This is a genomic window from Pseudomonas sessilinigenes (assembly GCF_003850565.1).
Taxonomy (GTDB): Bacteria; Pseudomonadota; Gammaproteobacteria; order Pseudomonadales; family Pseudomonadaceae; genus Aquipseudomonas; species Aquipseudomonas sessilinigenes.
Genome location: NZ_CP027706.1, coordinates 3106604 through 3128062, shown reverse-complemented (window position 1 = coordinate 3128062; position 21459 = coordinate 3106604). Strand labels below are relative to the sequence as shown.

Sequence of the window (21459 nt, the reverse complement as noted above, 5' to 3'; positions counted from 1 at the left end):
GTGCCATCGCGGTATTAAAAACAAGCGGGTGCGCCAGCCCGGTCAAATGCTCATTTAGCACGCGTAAACTGCGCTTTTTCGCCTGTTTTTGCCTTGCGCTGGCTGCCTCGCCTAGGTTTTTTCAAAGGCCTGTTAGCGGCTTGGGTTGTCAGTTGCCGCTGCGGATCTTGTTCCACAAACGGGTACGGAGCCGGTCGATATCCAGCGGCATGGCCTGCAAGGCGAACAGCTTGTCCATCATCGCCGGGCTCGGGTAGATCTTGGGGTCGTCCTTGATCGCCGGATCCACCCGGCTGTCGGCTTGCTGGTTGCCATTGGCGTAATGCACGTAGTTGCTGATATCGGCCATCACCTCTGGACGCAGCAGGTAGTCCATGTAGGCGTAGCCGGCCTTTTCATCCGGGGCATCCACCGGCATGGCCACCATGTCGAACCACAGCGGCGTGCCTTCCCGGGGAATCGAGTAACCGATCTGGATACCGTTGCCGGCCTCCTTGGCGCGGCTTTCGGCTTGCAGGATGTCACCGGAAAAGCCCACTGCCACGCAGATATTGCCGTTGGCCAGGTCGCTGGTGTACTTCGAGGAATGGAAATAGCTCACATAAGGCCGGACCTTCATCAGCAAGGCTTCGGCTTTTTTATAGTCCGCCGGATTCTTGCTGTGGTGCGCCAACCCCAGGTAGTTCAGGGCTGCCGGTATCAGTTCCGGGCCGTTATCCAGGATCGCCACCCCGCACTTCTGCAACTTCTGCATGTACTCGGGCTTGAAGATCAGGTCCCAGGAATCCAATGGTGCATCGTCCCCGAGCACCTCCTTGACCTTGGCCACGTTGTAGCCGATGCCGGTGGAGCCCCACAGATAGGGGAAGCCGTACTGGTTGCCCGGGTCATTGACTTCAAGGGCCTTGAGCAGCACCGGGTTGAGGTTCTGCCAGTTGGGTAATTGGGTCTTGTCGAGCTTCTTCAGGGCCCCGCCCTGGATCTGCCGGGCCATGAAGTGGTTGGAAGGAAAGACCACGTCGTAACCGGATTTTCCGGTCATCAACTTACCGTCCAGGGTTTCGTTGCTGTCATAGACGTCGTAGGTGAAACCGATCCCGGTTGCCTTCTGGAACTGGCGGTTGGTGTCCGGTGCAATGTAGTCGGACCAGTTGTAGATCTTCACCGTATCGGCGGCCTGGGCCAGGGCGGCGGCCAGGCACAACGGGCTCAGCAGCAAAGCGCGAGTCTTGCGGGTCATGGAGCGATACCTGTGGTTGGTTTTGTTATTGGCAGGCAATTGGCGATCAAAAGATCAGGACGTAGGTCTTGCGCACGGTCTCGAGGATGTCCCAGGTCCCGGTGCTGTTGGCCGGCAACATCAAGGCATCGCCGGCCTGGATGTGCACGGTTGCGCCGTTGTCGGGGGTGAAGGTGCAGCGGCCCTGGATGAAGTGGCAGAACTCCTGGGCGACGATCTGTCGCCGCCAGCGTCCTGGCGTGCACTCCCAGATGCCGGTCTCGACCCCGTCGCTGCGCTCCACGGCGGTGACCGAGGTCACGGCCAACGGCTCGCCCAGGGGCACGGCGACCGGAGCCGATTGCTCGAGGATGGCCGTGGCGGTGTTCTTCAATTGCGTGATGCTCATGGTGCTACCTCAGGCGGAAGCGCCGAGCGCACAGCGCCCGGCAGGTGAAGCCGGGTCAGTGCATGAAGCCTTCCATGAACCCGGCGATCCGGCTGGCCATCCTGCGCCGCCAGGGAGCCGTGGCCGGATTGGCCAGGGTCTGGTCTTCGTGAACGAAGCTTTGAATGATCGCGTTGTAGCCCAGCCAGCGGCAGGGCTCGGGCTCCCAGGCCCGCAGTCGGTCCAGGCCGCCTTCGGGCAGGACCCAGGGCTGGCGTACCAACGGGCTGTCGCGCTGCAGAATCAGCTCGGCCAGGGTCCGGCCGCCCAGGTTGCTGGCCCCTACGCCCTCGCCACCGTAGCCGCCAGCCAGGGCGATGCCCTTGCGGCGGTCGCAGAGCATGTGCGGATGGAACTGGCGCGACATGCCCAGGTTGCCGCCCCAGGCATGGGTGATGCGCACGTTCTTGAGTTGTGGAAACAGCTCGCCGAACAGGTAGCGGCGCAGTTGCACTTCGTCCTGGCTCAGGTTGAAGTCGTGGCGCAGCTTGCCAGCGAACTGATAGCCACCCCGGGCGCCGAACACCAGGCGGTCGTCCAGGGTGCGCTGGCCGTAGGTGACCTGGCGACTGCCCTCGCTGAAGGCCTGGCCCTGGCTCAGGCCGATCTCGTCCCAGGTGGACTGGGGCAGCGGCTCGGTGGCCACCAGCAGGCTCTGCACCGGCAGTTGGTAGCGCCCCAGGGGGGCCAGGGTCACCGAATAGCCCTCCACCGCCGGCACTATCCAGCGGCTGCGCACCGCCGCCCGTGGAGTCTGCAGGCTGCCGGACTGCCAATGGGTCACCGGGCTGTTCTCGTAGAGCGCCACCCCCAGGCGCTCCACCGCCCGGGCCAGGCCGCGCACCAGCTTGGCCGGCTGGATGGTGGCGCAATGGGCAGCCTGGATCGCCCCATAGGCATTGGCCACGCGCAGTTGCCCAGCCAGTTGCTCGGGGGTCAGCCAACGGTAGTCGGCCTCGCCAAGGCCCTGGTCATGCAGATGCGCCAGGTACTGGCGCAGGCTGGCGTGCTGCTCCGGATAACGGGCCGCGCAATACAACACGCCGCCCTTGCGGTAGTCGCAGTCGATGCCTTCACGTTCGATGACGTTGGCCACCTCATCGGGTATGCCATGCAGCAGTTCATAGGAGGCCCGGCGCTGTTCGGGCGGCAGCGGCGCCAGCAGGCGGTCCTCGCCCAGCAAGTTGCCCATCAGCCAGCCGCCATTGCGCCCGGAGGCACCGAAACCGGCGATCTGTGCCTCGAACACGGCGATCTTCAACCCAGGATCCAGGCGCTTGAGGTAATAGGCGGTCCACAGGCCGGTGTAGCCGGCGCCGATGATCGCCACGTCCAGGTCCAGGTCCCGTTCCAGGGCTGGCCGGGGGGTTAGCGGCTCGTCGAGCTGGTCCATCCACAAACTGATATTGCGCCACGCAGGCATACCAACACTCCGCCAACCGAACTTTCGATGGCCGATCCTATTGCCCGGCCTCAGGCGCTGTCTTGTGCCCGTGCACGCAAGGAAATTTTCCGGGCATAGGCCTTGGGGGTCTGGCCGGTGTGCTGGCGAAAACAGTTGTAGAACGCCGACAGTGAATTGAAGCCCGCGGCGAAGGCCAGCTCATCGACCCGCACCGGCGGCACGGCCTGTTCCAGGGCCGCCAGCACATGTTGCAGGCGCGCCTGGTTCACATAGCGGTAGAAGCTTTGGCCCAGCACCTGGTTGAGCAGGTAGGAAATCTGGTTGCGGCTGTAGCCGGATTCGCCGGCCACCCGTTGCAGGTCCAGCTCCGGGTCCAGATAGGGTTGCTGGTGCTGGAAATACTGCTCCAGGTCGTCGGCCATGCGCCCCAGCTGGCGCGGCGACAACCCCAGGCGGCTGGTTGCCGGACGCGGGCCGCCGGTAGCCTGGGCCGAAGCCCCTTCGCGCACCAGGGCCGCATATTCGTTGACCCGCCAGATCAGGCCGTCACGCACGGTGATCGCTTCGCTGGCCCGGAACGACACCAGCCCCCGGCTACCCCTCAGGGTCACCTGGTACTGGATGAAGGCCGTGTCGCCATCCAGGCGGATGCGATCGCAATGCTCCAGGGTCTCATCCGGGGCCCGCGGCATGCTGGCCTGCACGTATTCGCGCAGGTCAGCCAGGGCCAGCGTGCGATTCTGGAAGAAATCGTTGTATTGGATCTGCGGGTGATACAGCGCCATCACCCCTTCCAGATCGCGCAGCTTCCAGCACAGGTGGTAGCGCATCACCGTGTCGCCGGTGATTTCGGTTTGCAGGGGCCCGTCGTCAGCGCCAGCCATAGATTTCCCGAAAAGAAAAAGTGCAGCTTGCCGAACTTGCCGACAGGCGGCAATCACCACCCTGATAACCGGGACAAGCCGCGCGCTCGGTCATCCAATGCCTGCAGGGCTGGCATCAAACTTTCATGAACGAACCGCCGGACGGTGGCCAAAAAAACTGCAAGCGGCCATGACCCGGTGCTATTTTTAGAACCTCAACCGAGCGGCTCAGCGACGAGCCCTCGTTCCTACCGCGAGCACAAGGAAGCGCTCAATGAATCAAGGTGGGCCATCGATGAACACAGCCTGGGCCAGCAAAGTCACCTTCCCCAACGCCTGCCAGCTGATGCGCTGGCATTTTCATCCCATGGGTTTCGAAGCCAGCATGGATGCGCCTGGCAGCATGATCGCCCGGCTCTTCGACCGCGCCAGCGGCGAAACCATGATCGCCATCGCCGGCATTCCCTGCGCAACGGTAATGAGCGCCGCGGATGTCGAACGAATAATCGAGGCGGTGGAGGATGAGCTGGAGGCCTTCTCGCCCTCCCTGGTCCTCAAGGCCTGACCCCTTCACCCAGGCCCGCCCAACCGGCGGGCTTTTTCATGGCCGTTGCCGCAGGTCCTGGAAATACGGCTTGTCCTTCGGCACCCGGTCCGACGCCCTCGGAGCATTGCCCGCACTGGAGTCCTGGCGCTCGACATACCAGTAGCAGTGCTTGACCGCCCGAGTGATGCCCACATAGGCCAGGCGCAGGATCTCGTCTTTCTGGGCGCTGTCGTAGGGCGTGGCATCGCCGTCCTTGCCCAGCCCGGCCATGCGATACACCTGGTTCTTGTAAGGGGAGCTACTCAGGTGCTGGCAATCGCCCAGCAGGAATACCACGTCGGCCTGCAAGCCCTTGGCGCTGTGAAAGGTCAACTGCTTGAGCCGCCTGGCCGTTGGTGGCAAGCTAGAGTCAACATTAACTATTTGTGAAATTTCGTTTTCAATCAACAACTTATCACTTGTTTTTCGAAACAACATCAAGATTGAATCACCCTGTCGATAGTGCTCCGTCAAACGCTGGGCCAAGCCCTCGTCGTCCCGATCCAGCACTTGCACCGGCCATGGCTCGCGGGCCTCGCCGCTGGCCTTGGCTTTCTTACCGGCAATCGTCGGGGCCGAGCGGACGATGTGCTCCGCCGCATCAATGACGTACTGGTGGCTGCGGTAGTTCTCGCTGAGCATCACCCGGGTGACGCCCGGGGATGGAAACTCCTTGTTGAACTCGATGAAGTAGCGCGGCGAGCTACCCCGCCAGCCATAGATCGACTGCCAGTCGTCCCCCACGCACAACAACGAGGAATGCTGCGCACCACGCCCGACATGCAGCGTCGCGCCACGACGGCGGATCTCGCCGAGGCTGGCCTTGATCCAGGAGACGATCTGCGGTGAGACATCCTGGAACTCGTCGATCATCAGGTGCGACATCGGCCTCAGGCAGGCGTCGGCCAGCAGTTTGAAGTTCTCCGGCGAACGCTCGCTGAACAGGGCGAACATGCGGTTGTAGGTCATGATCGGTGGCGACTGGTCCAGCAGATGGTCTTCCAGGGCGCGCCAGAACAGGCTCAGGGCCTCGAAGAAGTACCGGTCCGGGTCATCCTGGGCAAAACTCATGCGGCCCACGGCGTCGCCCACATCCAGCCCCAGGTTCTCGATGAACCCGGCAGCGGCGACGAAACAATCCAGCAGCGGTGCCGAAGCCAGCTCGCCCTTGACCCGGTAATCGAAGCCAGGGCCGGCACTGGCCTGGGCCGAAAAAGCGCCGAGGGCGCGTTTTGAGTCTTCATAACTATCAAGCCAAATCAATGACTTACGACAGAAAGCTTGAAACAGGGTGCGCTTTACCGCCCACTCCGCACGGACACTCAGCTTGGCCCCGGGCCGGGTGATCTGCGGGTTTTCCCGCGGGTCGAAGCCCAGCACCACCCAGGCATCGAGTTCGGCGCAGTAACCATGGCAGTGGAACGATGCGCCGTTGATCTCGAAGCGTTGACGCTTGGGTTCGATGCCCTTGATCGGCCAGGCCCCGGCCCTGAACCACAAGTCCTCCACTGCGTCGCACAGTTCCTCGTCGCGCTTGGCCGCCAGCTCGGTGACGGCCATGCGCTTTTGCACATCCGGGTGATCACGCTCCAGCTCCTTGAGCTGCAGGGCATGGCGCAACAGCGGTTTCAAGGCCAGGCGAAAGCGCTCGTCGCTGTTATACAGCCCCTGATAGCAGGCGTTGAGGTGCTTGCGCTGGGCATCGTTGATACGCAGGTCGAAGGGGTTGCTGTCCACCTCGGCGTCGAGGCCCGGCTGCCGCTCGTTGAGGTTCTCGAAGGCCTGCAGCCGTTCGAACCCCGGCAGGCTGCGGACCATGGGCAGGATCCGTGAATGGAAGGTGCGCACCAGGTCCCGGGCCTGCCGGGCATCCAGTTGCCGGCCCCACAGGGCGAACACCTGTATCAGCTTGGCGATGAAATCCTTGCGCGACTCCCGGGTGAAGGTCACCACGGTCATGGAGTCCAGCTCGAACCCCAGGTAGTGATGGAGCAACAGCAGGCGCAGCACCAGCGAGGTCGACTTGCCGGCCCCGGCCCCGGCGATCACCGCGGTGGCTGGAGTATCGCTGAAGATCATTTTCCATTGCGCGGCGCTGGGCTGGGCCTCGGGCGCCAGCAAGCGCGCGACATCGGCCTTGAAGCGCTTCTTCAGCTCGGCCCCCAGGGGCAGGCGCCAATCGTCGAACAGGCGGTCGTCCACGCCCGGGGGCCTGTGCTCGGTATTGCGACTGTCGCGAATCAGCAAGACCTGCCGGCCTTCCTCCAAGCCCTCCAAGCGTCCTTCCCGGTAACCGTACTCCACCCCTGCCGTATGGCCACTGCGAAAGCCATCCGCCTGGCCATGCAGCCAGGACGCCCGATGCTGGGCCCGCAGGCGACTCAGGCCATGACCGAAGAAACGCGCTGCCAGGCGCTTGAGCAACGGCATCTGCGCCAGTGGCATGAGTTCGGGAGGTAGATCGGGGGTGTGTTGCGACACGCGGACTCCAGGGTGTGAGGCTTGAGCGGTTATGGTCGCCGGATTTTCTCGCAGCATCCAGTCAATTGCTTGCAAGTCATCAACTTAAACGATGAACCGGAGATTCGGCACCCTCTTTGTCAGTCTAAAAAATATCTAATTTATCGATTGGATTACGGTATTTTTTGCGCTTTTTATCGATCAATGACTGATAGATGATGCTCGCCATCAACCAACGGTTATCGTTTTTGGCCAGACGCAACGTGCCATGACGAACCCTGACGAGGAGACGATCATGCTTGAACTCAGACCCTTCAGTTCCCTGGGCGGCGCCAACCACGGCTGGCTGGATGCCCATCACCACTTTTCCTTTGCCGAGTACTACGATCCCGAACGCATGCACTGGGGCAACCTGCGGGTCTGGAACGACGATGTGATCGCCCCCGGCACCGGCTTCCCGCAGCATCCGCACCGGGATATGGAGATCATCACCTATGTGCGCGAAGGCGCCATAAGCCATCAGGACAACCTGGGCAACAAGGGGCGTACCGAGGCGGGCGACGTGCAGGTGATGAGTGCCGGCACCGGCATCGCCCACAGCGAGTACAACCTGGAAGACACGCCAACCAAGATCTTCCAGATCTGGATCATCCCCAACCAGGCCGGTTCTGCGCCTTCCTGGGGCGCCAAACCGTTTCCCAAGGGGCAACGTGAAGGCTTCGTGACCCTGGCCAGCGGCAAGGATGGCGACGTGGAGAGCCTGCGTATCCGTGCCGATGCGCGGTTGGTGGCAGCCAACCTCAAGGCCGGTGAAAGCGCCGAGTATCGCCTGGACGCCGGGCGCCGGGCCTACCTGGTGCCGGCCACCGGGATCATCGAGATCAATGGCTTGCGCGCCGAAGCTCGAGACGGCGTCGCCGTGCAGGATGAACAGGTGCTACGGGTAACCGCAGTACAGGACAGCGAGATCGTCCTGGTGGACCTGGCCTGAGACTAGGCGCGACACAGCGGCAAATAAAAAAGGGGCGACCGAGATGGTCGCCCCTTTTTATTTGCCGGCAATCGCCTGATCAGTTGCCACTGATGGCGCCATCCACCAGGGCCTGGGCTTGCTGCACCAATTGCTTGAGGTGATCATCGCCGATGAAGCTTTCGGCGTAGATCTTGTAGATGTCCTCGGTACCGGATGGCCGCGCGGCGAACCAGCCGTTCTCGGTCATTACCTTCAAGCCGCCAATGGCCTGGTCGTTGCCCGGAGCGTGGCTGAGGATCTGCTGGATCGGCTCGCCCGCCAGCTCAGTGGAGGTCACCTGCTGTGGCGACAGCTTGCTGAGCAACGCCTTCTGCTGCGGGTTGGCCTTGGCATCGACCCGCACCGAGAACGGCTCGCCCAGCTCATCGCACAATGCACGATAGGCCTGGCTCGGATCGCGCCCCGTACGGGCGGTCATTTCCGCCGCCAGCAATGCCGGGATCAGGCCGTCCTTGTCGGTGCACCACACACCGCCATCCCTGCGCAGGAACGAAGCCCCAGCGCTTTCTTCGCCGCCAAAGCCCAGGGAGCCATCGAACAAGCCGTCGGCAAACCACTTGAAGCCCACCGGCACTTCATACAAGCGCCGGCCCAGGCGGGCCGCCACACGGTCGATCAAGCCGCTGCTGACCACGGTCTTGCCTACCGCGGCATCAGCGCGCCATTGCGGACGATTCTGGAACAGGTAGTCGATGGATACCGCCAGGTAGTTGTTCGGCGCCAGCAGGCCACCGCTCGGAGTGACGATGCCGTGACGGTCATGGTCCGGGTCGCAGGCGAAGGCCACGTCGAAGCGCTCCTTCAAGCCGATCAGGCCCTGCATGGCGTGGCTGGAGGATGGGTCCATGCGGATCTGCCCGTCCCAGTCCACCGACATGAAGCGGAACGTCGCGTCCACCTCGCGGTTCACCACATCCAGGTCCAGCTTGTAGTGCTCGGCGATCGCCGACCAGTAGCGCACCCCTGCTCCACCCAGCGGGTCCACGCCCAGGCGCAGCTTGGCATTGCGGATGGCATCCAGGTCGATGACGTTGATCAGGTCGGCGACATAGGTATTGACGTAGTCATGGCGATGAGTGGTGTCGGCCTTCAGCGCCTGCTCAAAGCTGATGCGCTTGACCCCGGCCAGCCGGGCCGCCAGCAGTTCGTTGGCCTTGGCCTCGATCCACTTGGTGATGTGGGTATCGGCCGGGCCGCCGTTGGTGGGGTTGTACTTGAAGCCGCCGCTTTGCGGCGGATTGTGCGACGGTGTGATGACGATACCGTCCGCCAGGCCCGAAGTGCGGCCGCGGTTGTAGCAGAGGATGGCATGGGAGACGGCGGGCGTCGGGGTGTATTCGTCGCCTTCGGCGATCATCACGGTCACGCCATTGGCAGCCAGGACCTCCAGGGCGCTGGCACCGGCCGGGGTCGAGAGAGCATGGGTATCGATCCCCAGGAACAGCGGACCATCGATACCCTGGGCTTCGCGGTACAGGCAGATGGCCTGGCTGATGGCCAGGACATGCCACTCGTTGAAACTCAGGTCGAACGAGCTGCCACGATGCCCGGAGGTGCCGAACGCCACGCGCTGGGTAGGGACCGATGCATCAGGCTGACCGGTGTAGTAAGCCGTAACCAGTCGCGGGATATCCACCAACAACTGGGTTGGTGCCGGTTTGCCCGCAAAAGGACTGAGAGTCATGCAAAACCTCAAAAGATGGGTGGTTCGAGAATGCCGCGCAGTTTACTGGCAGTTTGACCGCAGCGCGATGGAATCTATCCGTCGGCCACGGCAACATTTGCCACGAACCCAGGGGGTGCGCAACGCCAGGAAAATGTATGGGCAAGAGCAACAGGCAAGCATTTGCCAGGAAGGCAGGAACAAGAACGCCAGGCTTCGAAAGCGAAGCCTGGCGTCGGGGAATCAGGCCGGTTCGACCTGCAGTGCGACCCGCTCGCGGCATGGACATTCGTCCATATAGCGGTGCGCCTGGACAAACTCGCTGAACGGGAAGACCCGGGTCTTCAATGGCACCAGCACCCGGTCGGTAGTCAACTGGTTGATATCACGCAGCGCCCGTTGCAAGGCCGCCTGGTCCTGGGTGATCCCCAGTTCGGGTTTACCGGTGAAGTTGCCGATGCAGTGCACGAAGAACTGAATGTTCTTCTGGAACGCCGCGCAAGCCGGGAACGGTGTCTGGTTGCCGCCTTGCAGGCCGTACAGCACCAGGCTGCCGCGAGGCGCCAGGACATCGCCGAGCATGGACATCTGCGGCCCGCCGAGGCCATCGAACACCACATCGACGCCACGACTGTCCGTGAGCTTGTTGACCTGCATCAGCAAGTCCTGTTCTTCGGTGACGATCACCTTCTCCGCACCGAGGGACAGCAGGTACTCGCGCTCCTCGGCGGTCTTGGTGACGGCAATCACCCGCACGCCCAGGGCCTTGCCCAGTTGGACGAAGGACGGGCCGGCGCAATGGCTGGCATCGGTAACCAGGGCGAACTGCCCAGGCTTGACCCGCGCCAGGTCGGCATAGGCAAAGTAGGCGATCAGCAGCGGCGTGTAGTGCACGGCCGCCTCGATCGGGCTCAGGACCTCCGGATAACGAGTCAGGGCCGAGCGTGGCAGGACGATCTGCTCGCCATACACCGGGTAGTCATTGGGACTTTCGGCAGGAAAGCTGGCGACCTTGTCGCCCACTGCCAGGTCCTCGACGCCCTCGCCCACGGCGGTGACCACACCGGCCATCTCATGGCCCAGGCCAGAAGGCAACCGGGCATGGGAGGAAGCCAGGTTCTGCCGCCAGAGCACGTCATACCAGCTGATACCGATGGCTTCGACTCGTACCTGCACTTCGCCTGGCGCAGGCAACGAGGCCGCATGCTCTTCGCACTTGAGCACCTCGGCCGGTCCAAACTTGTGAAAACGAATCGCGCGGGACATCGCAAACCTCGTCAAAAAAAACCTCTAATGCCGCGGACTTTATCCGGGCTTTGAAAGCAAGACTATCAGTGCTGATTAATAGTCGACATGCCTGTCATCGATTCCAGGCCCTTGAAAATCGGGGTCGGGCGCTCTCCATGGGGCGATCCAGGCAATTAGCCGGTGCAGAGTAGCAGCCTTTACCCGTAAGATTCACGCCGGCCATTGTTTCGATATGGCCGCTCCCGTCAAGCTCGCTGACTCTGCCAGGACTCCAGATGAATCGTAATGACCTGCGTCGTGTCGACCTGAACCTGTTGATCGTGTTCGAAACATTGATGCACGAACGCAGTGTGACCCGCGCCGCCGAAAAGCTGTTCCTTGGCCAGCCCGCCATCAGCGCGGCCCTCTCGCGCCTGCGCAATCTGTTCGACGACCCGCTGTTCGTGCGCACCGGCCGCAGCATGGAGCCTACCGCCCGAGCCGTGGAGATCTTCGCCCTGTTGTCTCCGGCGCTGGACTCGATCTCCACTGCCGTGAGCCGCGCCGCCGAATTCGACCCGGCCACCAGCACCGCGGTGTTTCGCATCGGCCTGTCCGACGACGTCGAGTTCGCCCTGCTGCCGATGCTGCTCAAGCGCCTGCGCGCCGAGGCCCCGGGCATCGTCCTGGTAGTACGCCGGACCAACTACCTGCTGATGCCCTCGCTGCTGGCTTCCGGGGAGATATCCATCGGCGTCAGCTACACCACCGACCTGCCAGCCAATGCCAAGCGCAAGGTCCTGCGCCGCAGCATGCCCAAGCTGCTGCGCGCCGACACCATGCCCGGCCCCCTGAGCCTGGACGACTTCTGCGCCCGCCCCCACGCCCTGGTGTCGTTCGCCGGCGACCTCAGCGGTTTCATCGATGAAGAGCTGGAGAAACTCGGGCGCAAGCGCCACGTGGTGCTGGCGGTGCCGCAATTCAATGGCCTGAGCACCCTGCTGGCCGGCACCGACATCCTCGCCACCGTCCCCGACTACACCGCCGACGCCCTCACCGCCGCCGGCGGCGTACGTGCCGAAGACCCGCCCCTGCCGGTGCGCAGCTTCGAAATGCACATGACCTGGCGCGGCTCCCAGGACAACGACCCCGGGGAGCGCTGGCTGCGCTCGCGGATCCAAATGTTCTTCGGCGACCCCGACAGTCTGTAAGAGCCCTACCGGCCAGGGTTGAACGACGCAGCGGGCCGGTATCGGCCGCTCGCAACTCAACTGACCACCCATGAGCAAGGCCCGGGCTCCTGCGTTCAATCCCCAAAGAGCAGCTGGCCTCGGCGCCGGCAACCCCACCAGTGCCAACTCAAGAAACGGCCGGGCGTCTTCCAAGACGCTTCTTGTTAACCCTAACGGCCCACCTTCCTAGAATTTCCTTGCGCTGATTCAAGGCGCTTTCTGCCTGATATATACCTGCAAGGAAAGACTCTCCCCATGAAAGCAATCAAGTTCCTGATGATCGCCTCGACTGCCTGTGTTCTGGCCAACTCCGCCCAGGCCGCCGATGGCACCATCAACTTCACCGGCGAAATCACCGCCGCCTCCTGCGTCGCCTCGGCAGGTGCCGGTTCCTCTGTCGGAGGTGGGCAAGGCCAGCAGATCGTCGAGGTCAACCTGGGTAAAGTCAGCATGGATGCCCTGGGCGGCTCCGCCGAGGCAGGACTGGCGGCCGGGACCTCGATCAACCTTAACCTGGACTGCGGCAACACCGCAGCCGGCCTGACCACCGTGAAGTTCGGCTTCGACCCGATGTCCGGCTCCGGCATCGATCCGAACAACAACAGCCTGCTCAAAACCACTGGCAGCGCCGGCGGAGTGGGCATCGGCATGTACGACGAAAACAGCCAGTTGATCAACCTCTCGGCGAACGAGGCCTACAGCGCAGCGTTGACTGCTTCCGGCGAAGGTGAACAGGCCAAGTACTCTGCCGCACTGAACATGCGCGCCTCCTATGTCGCCAACGGCAGCGAGCTCAAGCCGGGCACCGCCAACGGCACCCTGCCGTTCACGCTGACTTACGAATAAGTCGCCCTGGCGGGGGTGTATCGCCCCCGCCCTCCTCTTCGTTTTTTTGCTTTTTCCGAGTCCGTAATGAAACCAGGATTGATTTTGCGTCTCTGCATGCTGCTGACGCTCTCCATGTCCTCCGGGATCTGCCTGGCCGGCATCCAGGTCGGTGGCACGCGAATCATCTTTCCAGCCAGTGACCGCGAAGCTTCCATCCAGGTCAGCAACCTGGGGGCCGAGGACATCATGATCCAGGCTTGGATCGAGGCCGAGCCAGGACATCAGCAAGCAGATGTGCCATTTGCTGTCACACCTTCGCTAGCGCGCCTTGGCCACCGCAAGCAACAGACGCTGCGCATCTTCTACCAAGGCAAAGGCCTTGTGCAGGATCGCGAATCCGTGGTCTGGCTGAGTATCCAGGAAATCCCGCAGGTGTCTGATGCCAACAACAGCCTGCAGGTCGCGTTCCGCCAGCGCCTTAAACTGTTCTACCGGCCCCAGGGCCTGCCCGGCAACGCCGAGGAATCGGCCAAGCAGCTGCAGTGGGCTGCGCTCAAGGCGGGCAACGTACCGGCTCTGCAGGCAATCAACGACACAGCCTTTCACGTCTCACTGGCTCAGGTACGGGTTCTGGCCAACCACCAGGAGTATGCGGTCGAGTCCGCCATGGTCGGACCGCACGACACCCGCAAGATGATCATCAAGGGCCTTCCCTCCGACTTCAGTGGGGTAGCGCAGGTTCGCTGGGAATCCATCAACGACTACGGCGCCCTAGAGAAACACAGCGTTTCTCTCCAGTTCTGACGCGCTTTCCACACCCCTCCCTTCTCAATTCTCGCGGACGCCGAGCGGTCGGCTCGAGTCCGCATGCACAGGAAAGTGCTGTCAATGAACATGAATGATTATCCAAAGAGGCCTGGCAACAAACGAGCCTGGAAATACTCGAATGCCTGTATCCCGTTATTTGCCACCGCCAGCTTTCTTGGTACCACTCCCGCCAGCGCCGCGCAGTTCAACCCCATGTTCCTGCAGAACAAGGGTGCCGAAGTCGACCTTCGCTACTTCGAGCAGAGCAATGGCGTGGTCCCGGGCAGCTACAGCGTCGACCTGTACCTGAACCAGCGCCTGGAGCGACGCGAGGAAATCACCTTCACCCTGGATGACGAGGGTGATTCCACCAACGCACAACCTGTTCTGAGTCTTGGCCTGTTACGCGAGATGGGCATGGATATCGAGCGCCTGAAGCATGAAGGCATCGTCTCGCCAGACAGCTCGGACACCGACCCAGTGGTCCTGCTGCGTATCGAAGGTGCATCCATTGAAATGGACGCCTCAAGGCTCGCGCTGTACGTGAGCGTGCCCCAGGCCTACCTCAAGCGACGCTCACGCGGGTATGTCGACCCTTCGCTATGGGACAACGGGATCACTGCGTTTTTCAGTAACTACCAGTTGAACTACAACCGCAACACCAGTGACGGGTTCAACAGCGATTACGGCTACCTGGGCCTGCGCAATGGCTTCAACATCGGCCAGTGGCGCCTGCGTAACGAAGCAGCGATCAGCCAGAGCACCGGCATGTCGCGCCATTTCTCCAGCAACCGGACCTACCTGGAGCACGACATCACCGAGCTGAAGGGGCGGTTTGCCCTGGGTCAGCTCTATACCAACGGCGATATCTTCGACAGCAGCCGCTTTCGCGGTTTCCAGCTGGGCTCGGACATCGGCATGTTGCCGGACAACGAATCCGGCTATGCACCGGTCGTTCGCGGCATCGCCGAGACCCACGCCACGGTGGAGGTGCGCCAGAACGGCTACGTCATCTATTCCACCACCGTCTCGCCGGGCGCCTTCGAGATTCGCGACATCTACCCGGGTGGTTCCAATGGCGATCTTGAAGTCACCATCATCGAGTCGGACGGCCGTAAACGCTCGTTCAGCCAGGCCTATTCCTACCTGCCGGTGATGGTACGGCGCGGCACTTTCCAGTACAGCCTGTCGCTGGGCAAGTACGACAACGATGGGCAAAAAGCACCGAACCTGCTACAGGGCACCGCGGTCTATGGCGCCACCGACAACCTGACCACCTACGGCGGACTGCTGGGTGCCGACGGCTACAGCGCCGTCAACCTGGGCCTGGGCCTCAACACCACGGTCGGCGGCATGTCGCTGGACGTCACCAATAGCCACTCGCGCCCGGGGCACGGCAAGGCCGCGACCGGACAAAGTGCGCGCTTCCTGTACTCCAAGACGCTCGACAGCACCAACACCACCTTCACCATGGTGGGGTATCGCTACTCCACCTCCGGCTACCGGACACTGAGCGAGCACATCCAGGAGATGGCCGAGGCCAATCGCCAGGACTTCGTCAGTGCCAGGCCCAAGAACCGCCTGGATCTGAGCATCAACCAGTCAATCGGCAACAATGGCTCGGTTTTTCTCAGTGCCGGCGAAACCAACTACTGGGACCGTACCGGCAACACCCGGCGCATCCAGCTGGGCTACAGCGGTAACGTCGGCGAAGTGAGCTTCAGTATTTCTGCATCGCATACCCAGAACGCCGGCACTTCGCGGGCTTCGGACAATCAACTGGCGATGTCGGTGAGCATCCCCTTCGGCTCCAGCACGCGTTCGCAGCGCCTGTACAGCAGCTATACCCACGCAGGCAAGGGCGATGACAGCCTGCAGACGGGGGTTTCAGGCTATCTGGACGACGCTGGCACGCTTTCCTACTCCGCCCAAGCAGGAAGATCCGACCAGGAACGCTCAGGCAGCGTCGGCATGGGTTGGGAAGCGCCTTCGGCCAAGGTCGCCGGGAACTATGCCAAATCCGGCACTTCACGCCACCTGGACCTGACGGCGACCGGCTCGTTAGTCGCCCACAGCGGCGGCGTGACCTTCGGCCAGCCCGTTGGCGAGACCTTCGCGCTGATCGAGGTCCCGGGGGTCAAGGGGGCGCGGCTGGAAGGTGCCAGCGGACGTACCGATGGCGCCGGCTACACCCTCGAAGGCTATGTGCAGCCCTACCGCTACAACAACCTGAGCCTCGATACCCAGACCCTGGGCACGGACGTGGACGTCAACGAGACCTCGACCCGAGTCGTGCCACGCCGCGGAGCGGTGGTCAAGGCACACTTCGCGGCATCTTCCGGACGTCGCGTGCAGTTCAACCTGCTGCAGTCCACCGGGGCCAACCTGCCCTTCGGCGCACAGCTGTTCGAAGGCGAGAAGCTGCTGGCCGTAGTGGACAACCAGTCGCGGGCGCTGGTGTTCGGCATCCCGGACAAGGGCCAGTTGCAGGCGCGCTGGGCCGGCGGCAGTTGCCATATCCCCTACACCCTACCTGAGCGCGACGCGTCCCTGGTGTATGACCAGGTGAACGCGGCATGCAGTGCTCAGCCGCTCACGGAGTCATGAAATGAAACCACAGGTTCTGGCCCTCGCTGCAGCCTTCGCTGCGCTGGCCTTCAATACGGCGCAGGCCGCCAACTCGGATGGATGCTTCTGGTACACCGGAGGCAGCGGCAGCCAAAAAAGGTATTTTTCGATGACTGCGCCAAGCGCCATTGAGCTCAAGAGCGCGCCCGTCGGATCGGTCATGGCCACGGCGCCCAAGGCGACCATCCACACCGAGATCTGGCAGATAAAGTGCCCGTTTCCTGCCACCCCCAACTACCACGGTGAACACTACATCGCCGACGGCGAACTGGCAGACGGCTTCACCGATGTCTACAAGACCGGCATCCCGGGAGTGGGTGTGCGTTTCATGAGCGCGGCCGGCAATACAAGCGGTAGCTTGCCGCTGAAGCAGGACTACCGTAATAGCGCCAGCACCTACATCAACGTGATCAAGTCCATCCAGCTCGAATTCATCCGCACCTCGCGCGATGTCAGCCAGGGAACCGCGACGATGAACTTTCGTATCGAGCAGGACATCAACGGCTGGAACGCAGCGCAGATACTGGTCGCAGGCAGTACCAAGCTTGAAACCCGCAGCTACTTCTCTGGCTGTGCTGGCGTTGAGAAACTCACCATTCCCATGGGGCGGGTGTCGATCGGCGATATCGGCAAGCAACACAAATCATTCAACCTCGACGTACTCTGCGCCGGCATGCCGGCAGGAACGAAGATCCCGGTGCGGGTCTATTTCGAAGGGAACTCCAGCGGTCCTGGCCGCCTCAACCTCGACGCGGGAGGGGCAACAGGGGTGGAGATTTCGTTGAGCAACGGCAGTGGCGCGCTGCTGCCCTTCTCCAGGGGTAGCGCGCTATCCATGGGCTGGATCAACAGTCAACCTGGCGGAGAACTGTATCGCCTGCCCGTCAACGCCGCCTATGCCAGAAAGGCCGGGCAGCAGGTCAAAGCGGGCATGGCGAACGCAACGCTCAACTACATCATCGAATACGATTGACCGGCAGCACTGGGCGGCTGCTCCAGCCAGCCTCCCAGCGCGCCCAGTGACATGGGCCTGGCGCAGAGATAGCCCTGCCCGAAACGAACCCCCAACCCCATGAGGATCGAACGCTGCGCCCGGGTTTCGATACCTTCGACAATCAACTCCATTCCCAGCTCCTCAGCCAGGGTTCGCGCATGGCCCACGATCGCCTGCGCGCGCCCCGGTGTGGTGAGCTGACGCGTGAATTCCCCCGCCAGCTTGATCTCATCGAACGGCAACTGGCACAGGCGCCACAGTGAGGAGTGGCCTGTACCGAAATCATCCATCGACAGGCGCACCCCCAATCGCTTCAGGCGAAGTATCCGTTGAGTCACGACGGGCAAGATGTGGGTCCCTGCATCCTCGGTGATCTCCAGAGTCACCGCCGACAACGACAAGGGATGCGCTTGCAAGCGTGCCTCCAGGCGGTCGACCAGCCCTTCGTCGACCAACTGATGCAAGCTGAGGTTGAAGGCAAAGCCCATTTCGCATCCTTGCCGGTGCAGCTCCAGCTGGCAGGCAAGGCCCTGGTCCAGCAGGCTGCAGAGCAGCTCGTCGAGCAACCATCCGTGCCCCATCAGTGGGAGAAAGGTCGCGGGGCCCAGTAGGCCACGCAGGGGATGGTGCCAGCGGGCAAGTACTTCCACGCAAGGCACTTGATGGCTTCGCAAGTTGAACTTGGGTTGCACATAGGCCTGGAACTCCCGGCGGTGCAGCCCTCTGCGCACCTCGTCGACGGTCAGCAACTGGGGGGATACTGCAATGGACATGTCTGAAGCCCTGGTTCGAATCACCCGCAAAGCCTATGCGTGCGGTGGCTCGGACCCTCAAAGATGCATCTGCGATACAGCCAGGAAAAGTCTTGAAGCAAACCAGGAAGCTTCTTGGTTCATACCGCCTGCAGGGATCCTGTGATCACTTCCAGGGTGTCGAGCAAAATCTGCACCGTTTCACCGAACTCCTCGGTGAGTTCACCTGAGCACAGCTCCTCGACTTCCACGCACTGCTCCAGCAAGGCCTGATGATTGAGCAGGTAGGCAGTGCCCTTCAGCTTGTGGGCAATACGCCCGGCCCCAGGCAAGTCACCCTCCTCCAACGCCCTGCGCAATGCGGCACTTTCCTCCTGGTTGCTGGCCACCACCTGCCGGGCCATTGAGGCGCGGATATCGTTGGTCCATGACAGCCCTTGGCTTGCCCACGATTGATCGGGGCCGAGCTTGGGAATGAAGCGATTGAGCGTGGCCAGATTGGTGGGTTTGGCCAAGGCATGGTCCATACCGGCATCGCGGCAGAGCTGCAGTGCCTCGCGCTGGGCATCTGCGGTGAGGCCGATAATCAGGCAAGGCTTGCCGCCCTGCTGTTGCTCCAGGCGGCGAATGGTCCGGGCCATCTCAAGGCCACCCATTTGCGGCATGTTGCAATCGCTGATGACGATATCGACGGCGTGCTCGCTCCACGTTGCAAGCCCCTCCAGGCCATTGCTGGCAGCCAGAACGCGATGCCCCAGGTATCCGACCTGCTGGACCAGCAAGTACTGGCTGGGCAGGTGGTCCTCGACGACCAGCACGCTCAGCGGCTCATTGATGTGGCTTTTCGGCGCCTCCCCTTCGGGGAGCGTTGCACAATCGGCCATCACCCGTTCCAGCACGACGACGAAGCTCATGCAAGTGCCCGTGCCCTCCTCGCTCTTTACCTCCAGCGTCCCTCCCATCAACAGGCAAAGGGCCTGGCTGATCGCCAGGCCCAGGCCCGCGCCAGCATTAGGATCGCCAACCGCCCCATCGACGACATAGAACGGTTGGAACACCTGCCCCAACTGCGCAGCGGCAATACCCGCCCCAGTGTCAGTAACGCTGACTCGAAAACTCAACGCCGAGTCGCCGGCCGCCTCTACTGAGCAGCGCAGGTCGACGCCCCCCTGCTCGGTGAACTTGATCGCGTTGCTGAGCAAGTTGGAAACGATCTGCTTGACCTTCACCGCGTCCACCCAGACCTGTGCCGAGGCCAGCGCATCGATGTCCAGGGTAAGACGCAACTGCTTCTGCCGGGCAAGCCCCGAAAATACATTGCCCACGGACTCCAGCAACACCGTCATCCTCGCCGGTTCGGGCGCCAACTCCAGCTTTCCCGACTCGATGCGTGAGATGTCCAGGATGTCGCCGATCAGGGCCAGGAGACTGACCGCCGACTCGTAGGCGATATGCATCGACTGGTGATCGAGCTCGGTTTCGCCCCGACGTGTCAGCACCAGCTCCAGCATGCCGATGATCGCGTTCAGCGGCGTGCGGATCTCGTGGCTCATGGTTGCCAGGAATACCGACTTGGCACGACTCGCGTGGTCCGCCGACTCCTTGGCCACTTGCAACTCATCCATCAACAATTGACGCTGCTGCAAGTCCTGGCGCTTGCGCCGAATACGCCGGCGCTGAGCGACAATCAACATGCCTGCCACCAGCAGCATCACTCCCAGCAGTCCGAAGGAGCGCCAGATGAACGATGCGACGCCTTCCCAGTACTTGTCATCGGTGGCCGAGTTGGCACGCCACCGACCGACGATCAGCAGAGACTCCCTGGGGGTGATTTCCAGCATCGCCTTGTCGAGAATGCTGATCAGCTGGGCCTGGTCATGCGGCGCAGCGAACACTATCCGCACGCCGGGCCCGTCGAAGATGCCTCCGACCTTCAAGCTGCTTTCGTATTTGTACGACAAGTAGTAGCGCGCCACATTGGCAGGAGCGAGAACAAGATCGGCGCCGCCGTCTCGTAGCTGCTTGAAGGCTTCGCCCATGGTCTGCGTCTCCTTGAAGACCAGGTAAGGATACTGGGCACGGAACTGCTGTGGCTCGACATACCCCTTGGCGATGATGACCGTGGCCCGGGTCTGTGCATCGAGCGTTTCCTGAGCCTCTTGGCGCTGTATGAAGAGATATGGCGCGGTGGCGAGCGGATCGGAATGAGGATAGGGCAGCTCGACCGGAGAGGTTTCCGGAAGGATGCTCAGGCTCGCCGCTCCATGGTCGAGCAATTCGTTGGCCTGGCTGAGCGAGCTGACACGATCGATTTTGAAATGCAGGCCAGTCTTGCGTCGGATGATGTCCAGCACGTCCGACGCGATGCCGTTGAAGCGCCCACGGTTGTTGAAGAATGCATAGGGCGCCAGGTCTTCGCTGACCGCCAGGCGCACCGTCCCAGCCCTGTCGAGCCAGTCCAGTTCTTGTGCGTCGAGGCGGCTGCGAAAGTCGCTGGTACTGCAGACTTCGTTATCGCCCCAAAGGTGCTGCGCGCGGATCTTCTGGCAGCGGGTCATTCCCCCCAGCGCGCGCTTGAGAATACCTTCGAGTATCGCGTTACCCGGTTTCAGGCCAAAACCGACCTTCACTTCTGGCAGCTTCACACTCTGGTTGACCACCAACTGGTTGCTGAACAGTTGGCTGGACAGGTAGCGGGTCGAGAGTGCATCACCGAGGAACACCTCGTTCTCGCCGGTCAATACCGAGGCCATGGCCAGCAGCGCCGAGGGGTAGTGCTGGAACCTGCCACGCCCACCGGCGCTGCGAAACAGCTCCAGCATCATGCCGTTGGCGACTGCAATGCGTGTCTGGCCATCATCAATGCTGTATTCATGCAGGTCCCCACCTTCGGAGAACAGGGCCAGTTCGGTCAGGACATAAGGTGGGCTCAGGACCAGGCCATGACTTGCGGCCATCAACGGATTGATATTGCTGACCATATCGAGGTCGCCACCACGCAAGGCGGCATACATGGCGTCGCGGGTCAGGAAGCTGCGCAGCCGGATCGGCACCCCCAGCTCGCGTTGCAAGGCCACCACGTAATCGGCCAGCAATCCCTCCAGGCGCGGGCCTTCGACAAAGATGCGAAGCGGCGGCAATGGATCATGCAAGATGCCAACTGTCAGTGACTTTCTTTGCCCTAGCCACTGCCGCTCGGGCGCGGACAGGCTGATTTTCAGCTCATCGAGCGGCTGCCGCGCGACAGGCTGCAAGTCCGCGCCTCCAGCCATCCCAATCCGATGGCACATCAACAGGAGTAGAAAACACCCACA

At 62.3% G+C, this 21459-nt stretch carries 16 protein-coding genes; 7 read left to right on the top strand and 9 right to left on the bottom strand.

Features of this window, described 5'->3' with window-relative positions; all coding sequences use genetic code 11:
* Window positions 1-148 precede the first annotated feature (148 nt).
* From C4K39_RS14485 to C4K39_RS14470, 4 genes are read right to left on the bottom strand one after another with little or no spacing between them, the layout of a single operon-like run.
* Window positions 149-1240: a polyamine ABC transporter substrate-binding protein gene (locus C4K39_RS14485; RefSeq protein ID WP_124346760.1), complete on the bottom strand. Its 1092-nt coding sequence runs from the start codon at window positions 1238-1240 to the stop codon at window positions 149-151.
* Between the two features lie 46 nt (window positions 1241-1286).
* Window positions 1287-1628 carry a cupin domain-containing protein gene (locus tag C4K39_RS14480; protein ID WP_022639895.1) on the bottom strand — a complete coding sequence of 114 codons (342 nt, stop codon included), beginning with the start codon at window positions 1626-1628 and terminating at the stop codon, window positions 1287-1289.
* A 55-nt stretch (window positions 1629-1683) separates the two neighbouring features.
* A complete protein-coding gene (locus C4K39_RS14475; RefSeq protein ID WP_124346759.1) occupies window positions 1684-3090 on the bottom strand; it encodes an NAD(P)/FAD-dependent oxidoreductase in 1407 nt (468 codons plus the stop codon).
* Window positions 3091-3140: 50 nt separating this feature from the next.
* A complete protein-coding gene (locus C4K39_RS14470; protein WP_124346758.1) occupies window positions 3141-3956 on the bottom strand; it encodes a helix-turn-helix transcriptional regulator in 816 nt (271 codons plus the stop codon).
* A 274-nt stretch (window positions 3957-4230) separates the two neighbouring features.
* Here C4K39_RS14470 and C4K39_RS14465 point away from each other — a divergent pair, with 274 nt between their 5' ends.
* On the top strand, window positions 4231-4500 hold the full coding sequence (locus C4K39_RS14465; RefSeq protein WP_068583470.1) for a DUF1652 domain-containing protein: 270 nt from the start codon (window positions 4231-4233) through the stop codon (window positions 4498-4500).
* 36 nt (window positions 4501-4536) lie between these two features.
* Here the strand turns inward: C4K39_RS14465 and C4K39_RS14460 are convergent, their stop codons facing one another.
* Window positions 4537-7002, bottom strand: coding sequence for a UvrD-helicase domain-containing protein (locus C4K39_RS14460; protein WP_124346757.1), 2466 nt, complete (start codon window positions 7000-7002; stop codon window positions 4537-4539).
* 274 nt (window positions 7003-7276) lie between these two features.
* Here C4K39_RS14460 and C4K39_RS14455 point away from each other — a divergent pair, with 274 nt between their 5' ends.
* Window positions 7277-7972 carry a pirin family protein gene (locus tag C4K39_RS14455; protein ID WP_068583401.1) on the top strand — a complete coding sequence of 232 codons (696 nt, stop codon included), beginning with the start codon at window positions 7277-7279 and terminating at the stop codon, window positions 7970-7972.
* A gap of 79 nt (window positions 7973-8051) precedes the next feature.
* Here C4K39_RS14455 and pgm read toward each other — a convergent pair whose 3' ends face one another.
* Complete coding sequence (gene pgm / locus C4K39_RS14450) at window positions 8052-9698, bottom strand: phosphoglucomutase (alpha-D-glucose-1,6-bisphosphate-dependent) (protein WP_124346756.1); 1647 nt, start codon at window positions 9696-9698, stop codon at window positions 8052-8054.
* A gap of 222 nt (window positions 9699-9920) precedes the next feature.
* Window positions 9921-10943 (bottom strand): zinc-dependent alcohol dehydrogenase family protein, encoded by a 1023-nt coding sequence (locus tag C4K39_RS14445; protein WP_068583396.1) that lies wholly within the window; start codon window positions 10941-10943, stop codon window positions 9921-9923.
* A gap of 257 nt (window positions 10944-11200) precedes the next feature.
* Between C4K39_RS14445 and C4K39_RS14440 the strand changes: the two genes are divergently transcribed.
* The 5 genes from C4K39_RS14440 to C4K39_RS14420 all read left to right on the top strand — a co-directional run bounded on the left by C4K39_RS14440 (window position 11201) and on the right by C4K39_RS14420 (window position 17372).
* Complete coding sequence (locus C4K39_RS14440; RefSeq protein ID WP_124346755.1) at window positions 11201-12115, top strand: LysR family transcriptional regulator; 915 nt, start codon at window positions 11201-11203, stop codon at window positions 12113-12115.
* 276 nt (window positions 12116-12391) lie between these two features.
* The gene (locus C4K39_RS14435) at window positions 12392-12982 is read left to right on the top strand and encodes a fimbrial protein (RefSeq protein WP_068583389.1); all 591 of its coding nucleotides are present in this window, start codon (window positions 12392-12394) and stop codon (window positions 12980-12982) included.
* 66 nt (window positions 12983-13048) lie between these two features.
* Window positions 13049-13768 carry a fimbrial biogenesis chaperone gene (locus C4K39_RS14430; protein WP_068583387.1) on the top strand — a complete coding sequence of 240 codons (720 nt, stop codon included), beginning with the start codon at window positions 13049-13051 and terminating at the stop codon, window positions 13766-13768.
* Between the two features lie 216 nt (window positions 13769-13984).
* Window positions 13985-16378, top strand: coding sequence for a fimbria/pilus outer membrane usher protein (locus C4K39_RS14425; protein WP_225926587.1), 2394 nt, complete (start codon window positions 13985-13987; stop codon window positions 16376-16378).
* Window position 16379: 1 nt separating this feature from the next.
* Window positions 16380-17372, top strand: coding sequence for a fimbrial protein (locus C4K39_RS14420; RefSeq protein ID WP_124346754.1), 993 nt, complete (start codon window positions 16380-16382; stop codon window positions 17370-17372).
* Here the strand turns inward: C4K39_RS14420 and C4K39_RS14415 are convergent.
* The gene (locus C4K39_RS14415) at window positions 17351-18166 is read right to left on the bottom strand and encodes an EAL domain-containing protein (protein ID WP_124346753.1); all 816 of its coding nucleotides are present in this window, start codon (window positions 18164-18166) and stop codon (window positions 17351-17353) included. The two genes, C4K39_RS14420 and C4K39_RS14415, sit on opposite strands and share 22 nt — an antisense overlap.
* 119 nt (window positions 18167-18285) lie before the next feature.
* Complete coding sequence (locus tag C4K39_RS14410; protein WP_244935455.1) at window positions 18286-21297, bottom strand: ATP-binding protein; 3012 nt, start codon at window positions 21295-21297, stop codon at window positions 18286-18288.
* Between the last annotated feature and the right edge of the window lie 162 nt (window positions 21298-21459).

What these genes read in the sequence shown, in the direction of transcription:
- C4K39_RS14485 (WP_124346760.1), bottom strand. Translation starts at nt 1,240, where the DNA reads ATGACCCGCAAGACTCGCGCTTTGCTGCTGAGCCCGTTGTGCCTGGCC.
- C4K39_RS14480 (WP_022639895.1), bottom strand. Translation starts at nt 1,628, where the DNA reads ATGAGCATCACGCAATTGAAGAACACCGCCACGGCCATCCTCGAGCAA.
- C4K39_RS14475 (WP_124346759.1), bottom strand. Translation starts at nt 3,090, where the DNA reads ATGCCTGCGTGGCGCAATATCAGTTTGTGGATGGACCAGCTCGACGAG.
- C4K39_RS14470 (WP_124346758.1), bottom strand. Translation starts at nt 3,956, where the DNA reads ATGGCTGGCGCTGACGACGGGCCCCTGCAAACCGAAATCACCGGCGAC.
- C4K39_RS14465 (WP_068583470.1), top strand. Translation starts at nt 4,231, where the DNA reads ATGAACACAGCCTGGGCCAGCAAAGTCACCTTCCCCAACGCCTGCCAG.
- C4K39_RS14455 (WP_068583401.1), top strand. Translation starts at nt 7,277, where the DNA reads ATGCTTGAACTCAGACCCTTCAGTTCCCTGGGCGGCGCCAACCACGGC.
- pgm (WP_124346756.1), bottom strand. Translation starts at nt 9,698, where the DNA reads ATGACTCTCAGTCCTTTTGCGGGCAAACCGGCACCAACCCAGTTGTTG.
- C4K39_RS14445 (WP_068583396.1), bottom strand. Translation starts at nt 10,943, where the DNA reads ATGTCCCGCGCGATTCGTTTTCACAAGTTTGGACCGGCCGAGGTGCTC.
- C4K39_RS14440 (WP_124346755.1), top strand. Translation starts at nt 11,201, where the DNA reads ATGAATCGTAATGACCTGCGTCGTGTCGACCTGAACCTGTTGATCGTG.
- C4K39_RS14435 (WP_068583389.1), top strand. Translation starts at nt 12,392, where the DNA reads ATGAAAGCAATCAAGTTCCTGATGATCGCCTCGACTGCCTGTGTTCTG.
- C4K39_RS14430 (WP_068583387.1), top strand. Translation starts at nt 13,049, where the DNA reads ATGAAACCAGGATTGATTTTGCGTCTCTGCATGCTGCTGACGCTCTCC.
- C4K39_RS14425 (WP_225926587.1), top strand. Translation starts at nt 13,985, where the DNA reads ATGTTCCTGCAGAACAAGGGTGCCGAAGTCGACCTTCGCTACTTCGAG.
- C4K39_RS14420 (WP_124346754.1), top strand. Translation starts at nt 16,380, where the DNA reads ATGAAACCACAGGTTCTGGCCCTCGCTGCAGCCTTCGCTGCGCTGGCC.
- C4K39_RS14415 (WP_124346753.1), bottom strand. Translation starts at nt 18,166, where the DNA reads ATGTCCATTGCAGTATCCCCCCAGTTGCTGACCGTCGACGAGGTGCGC.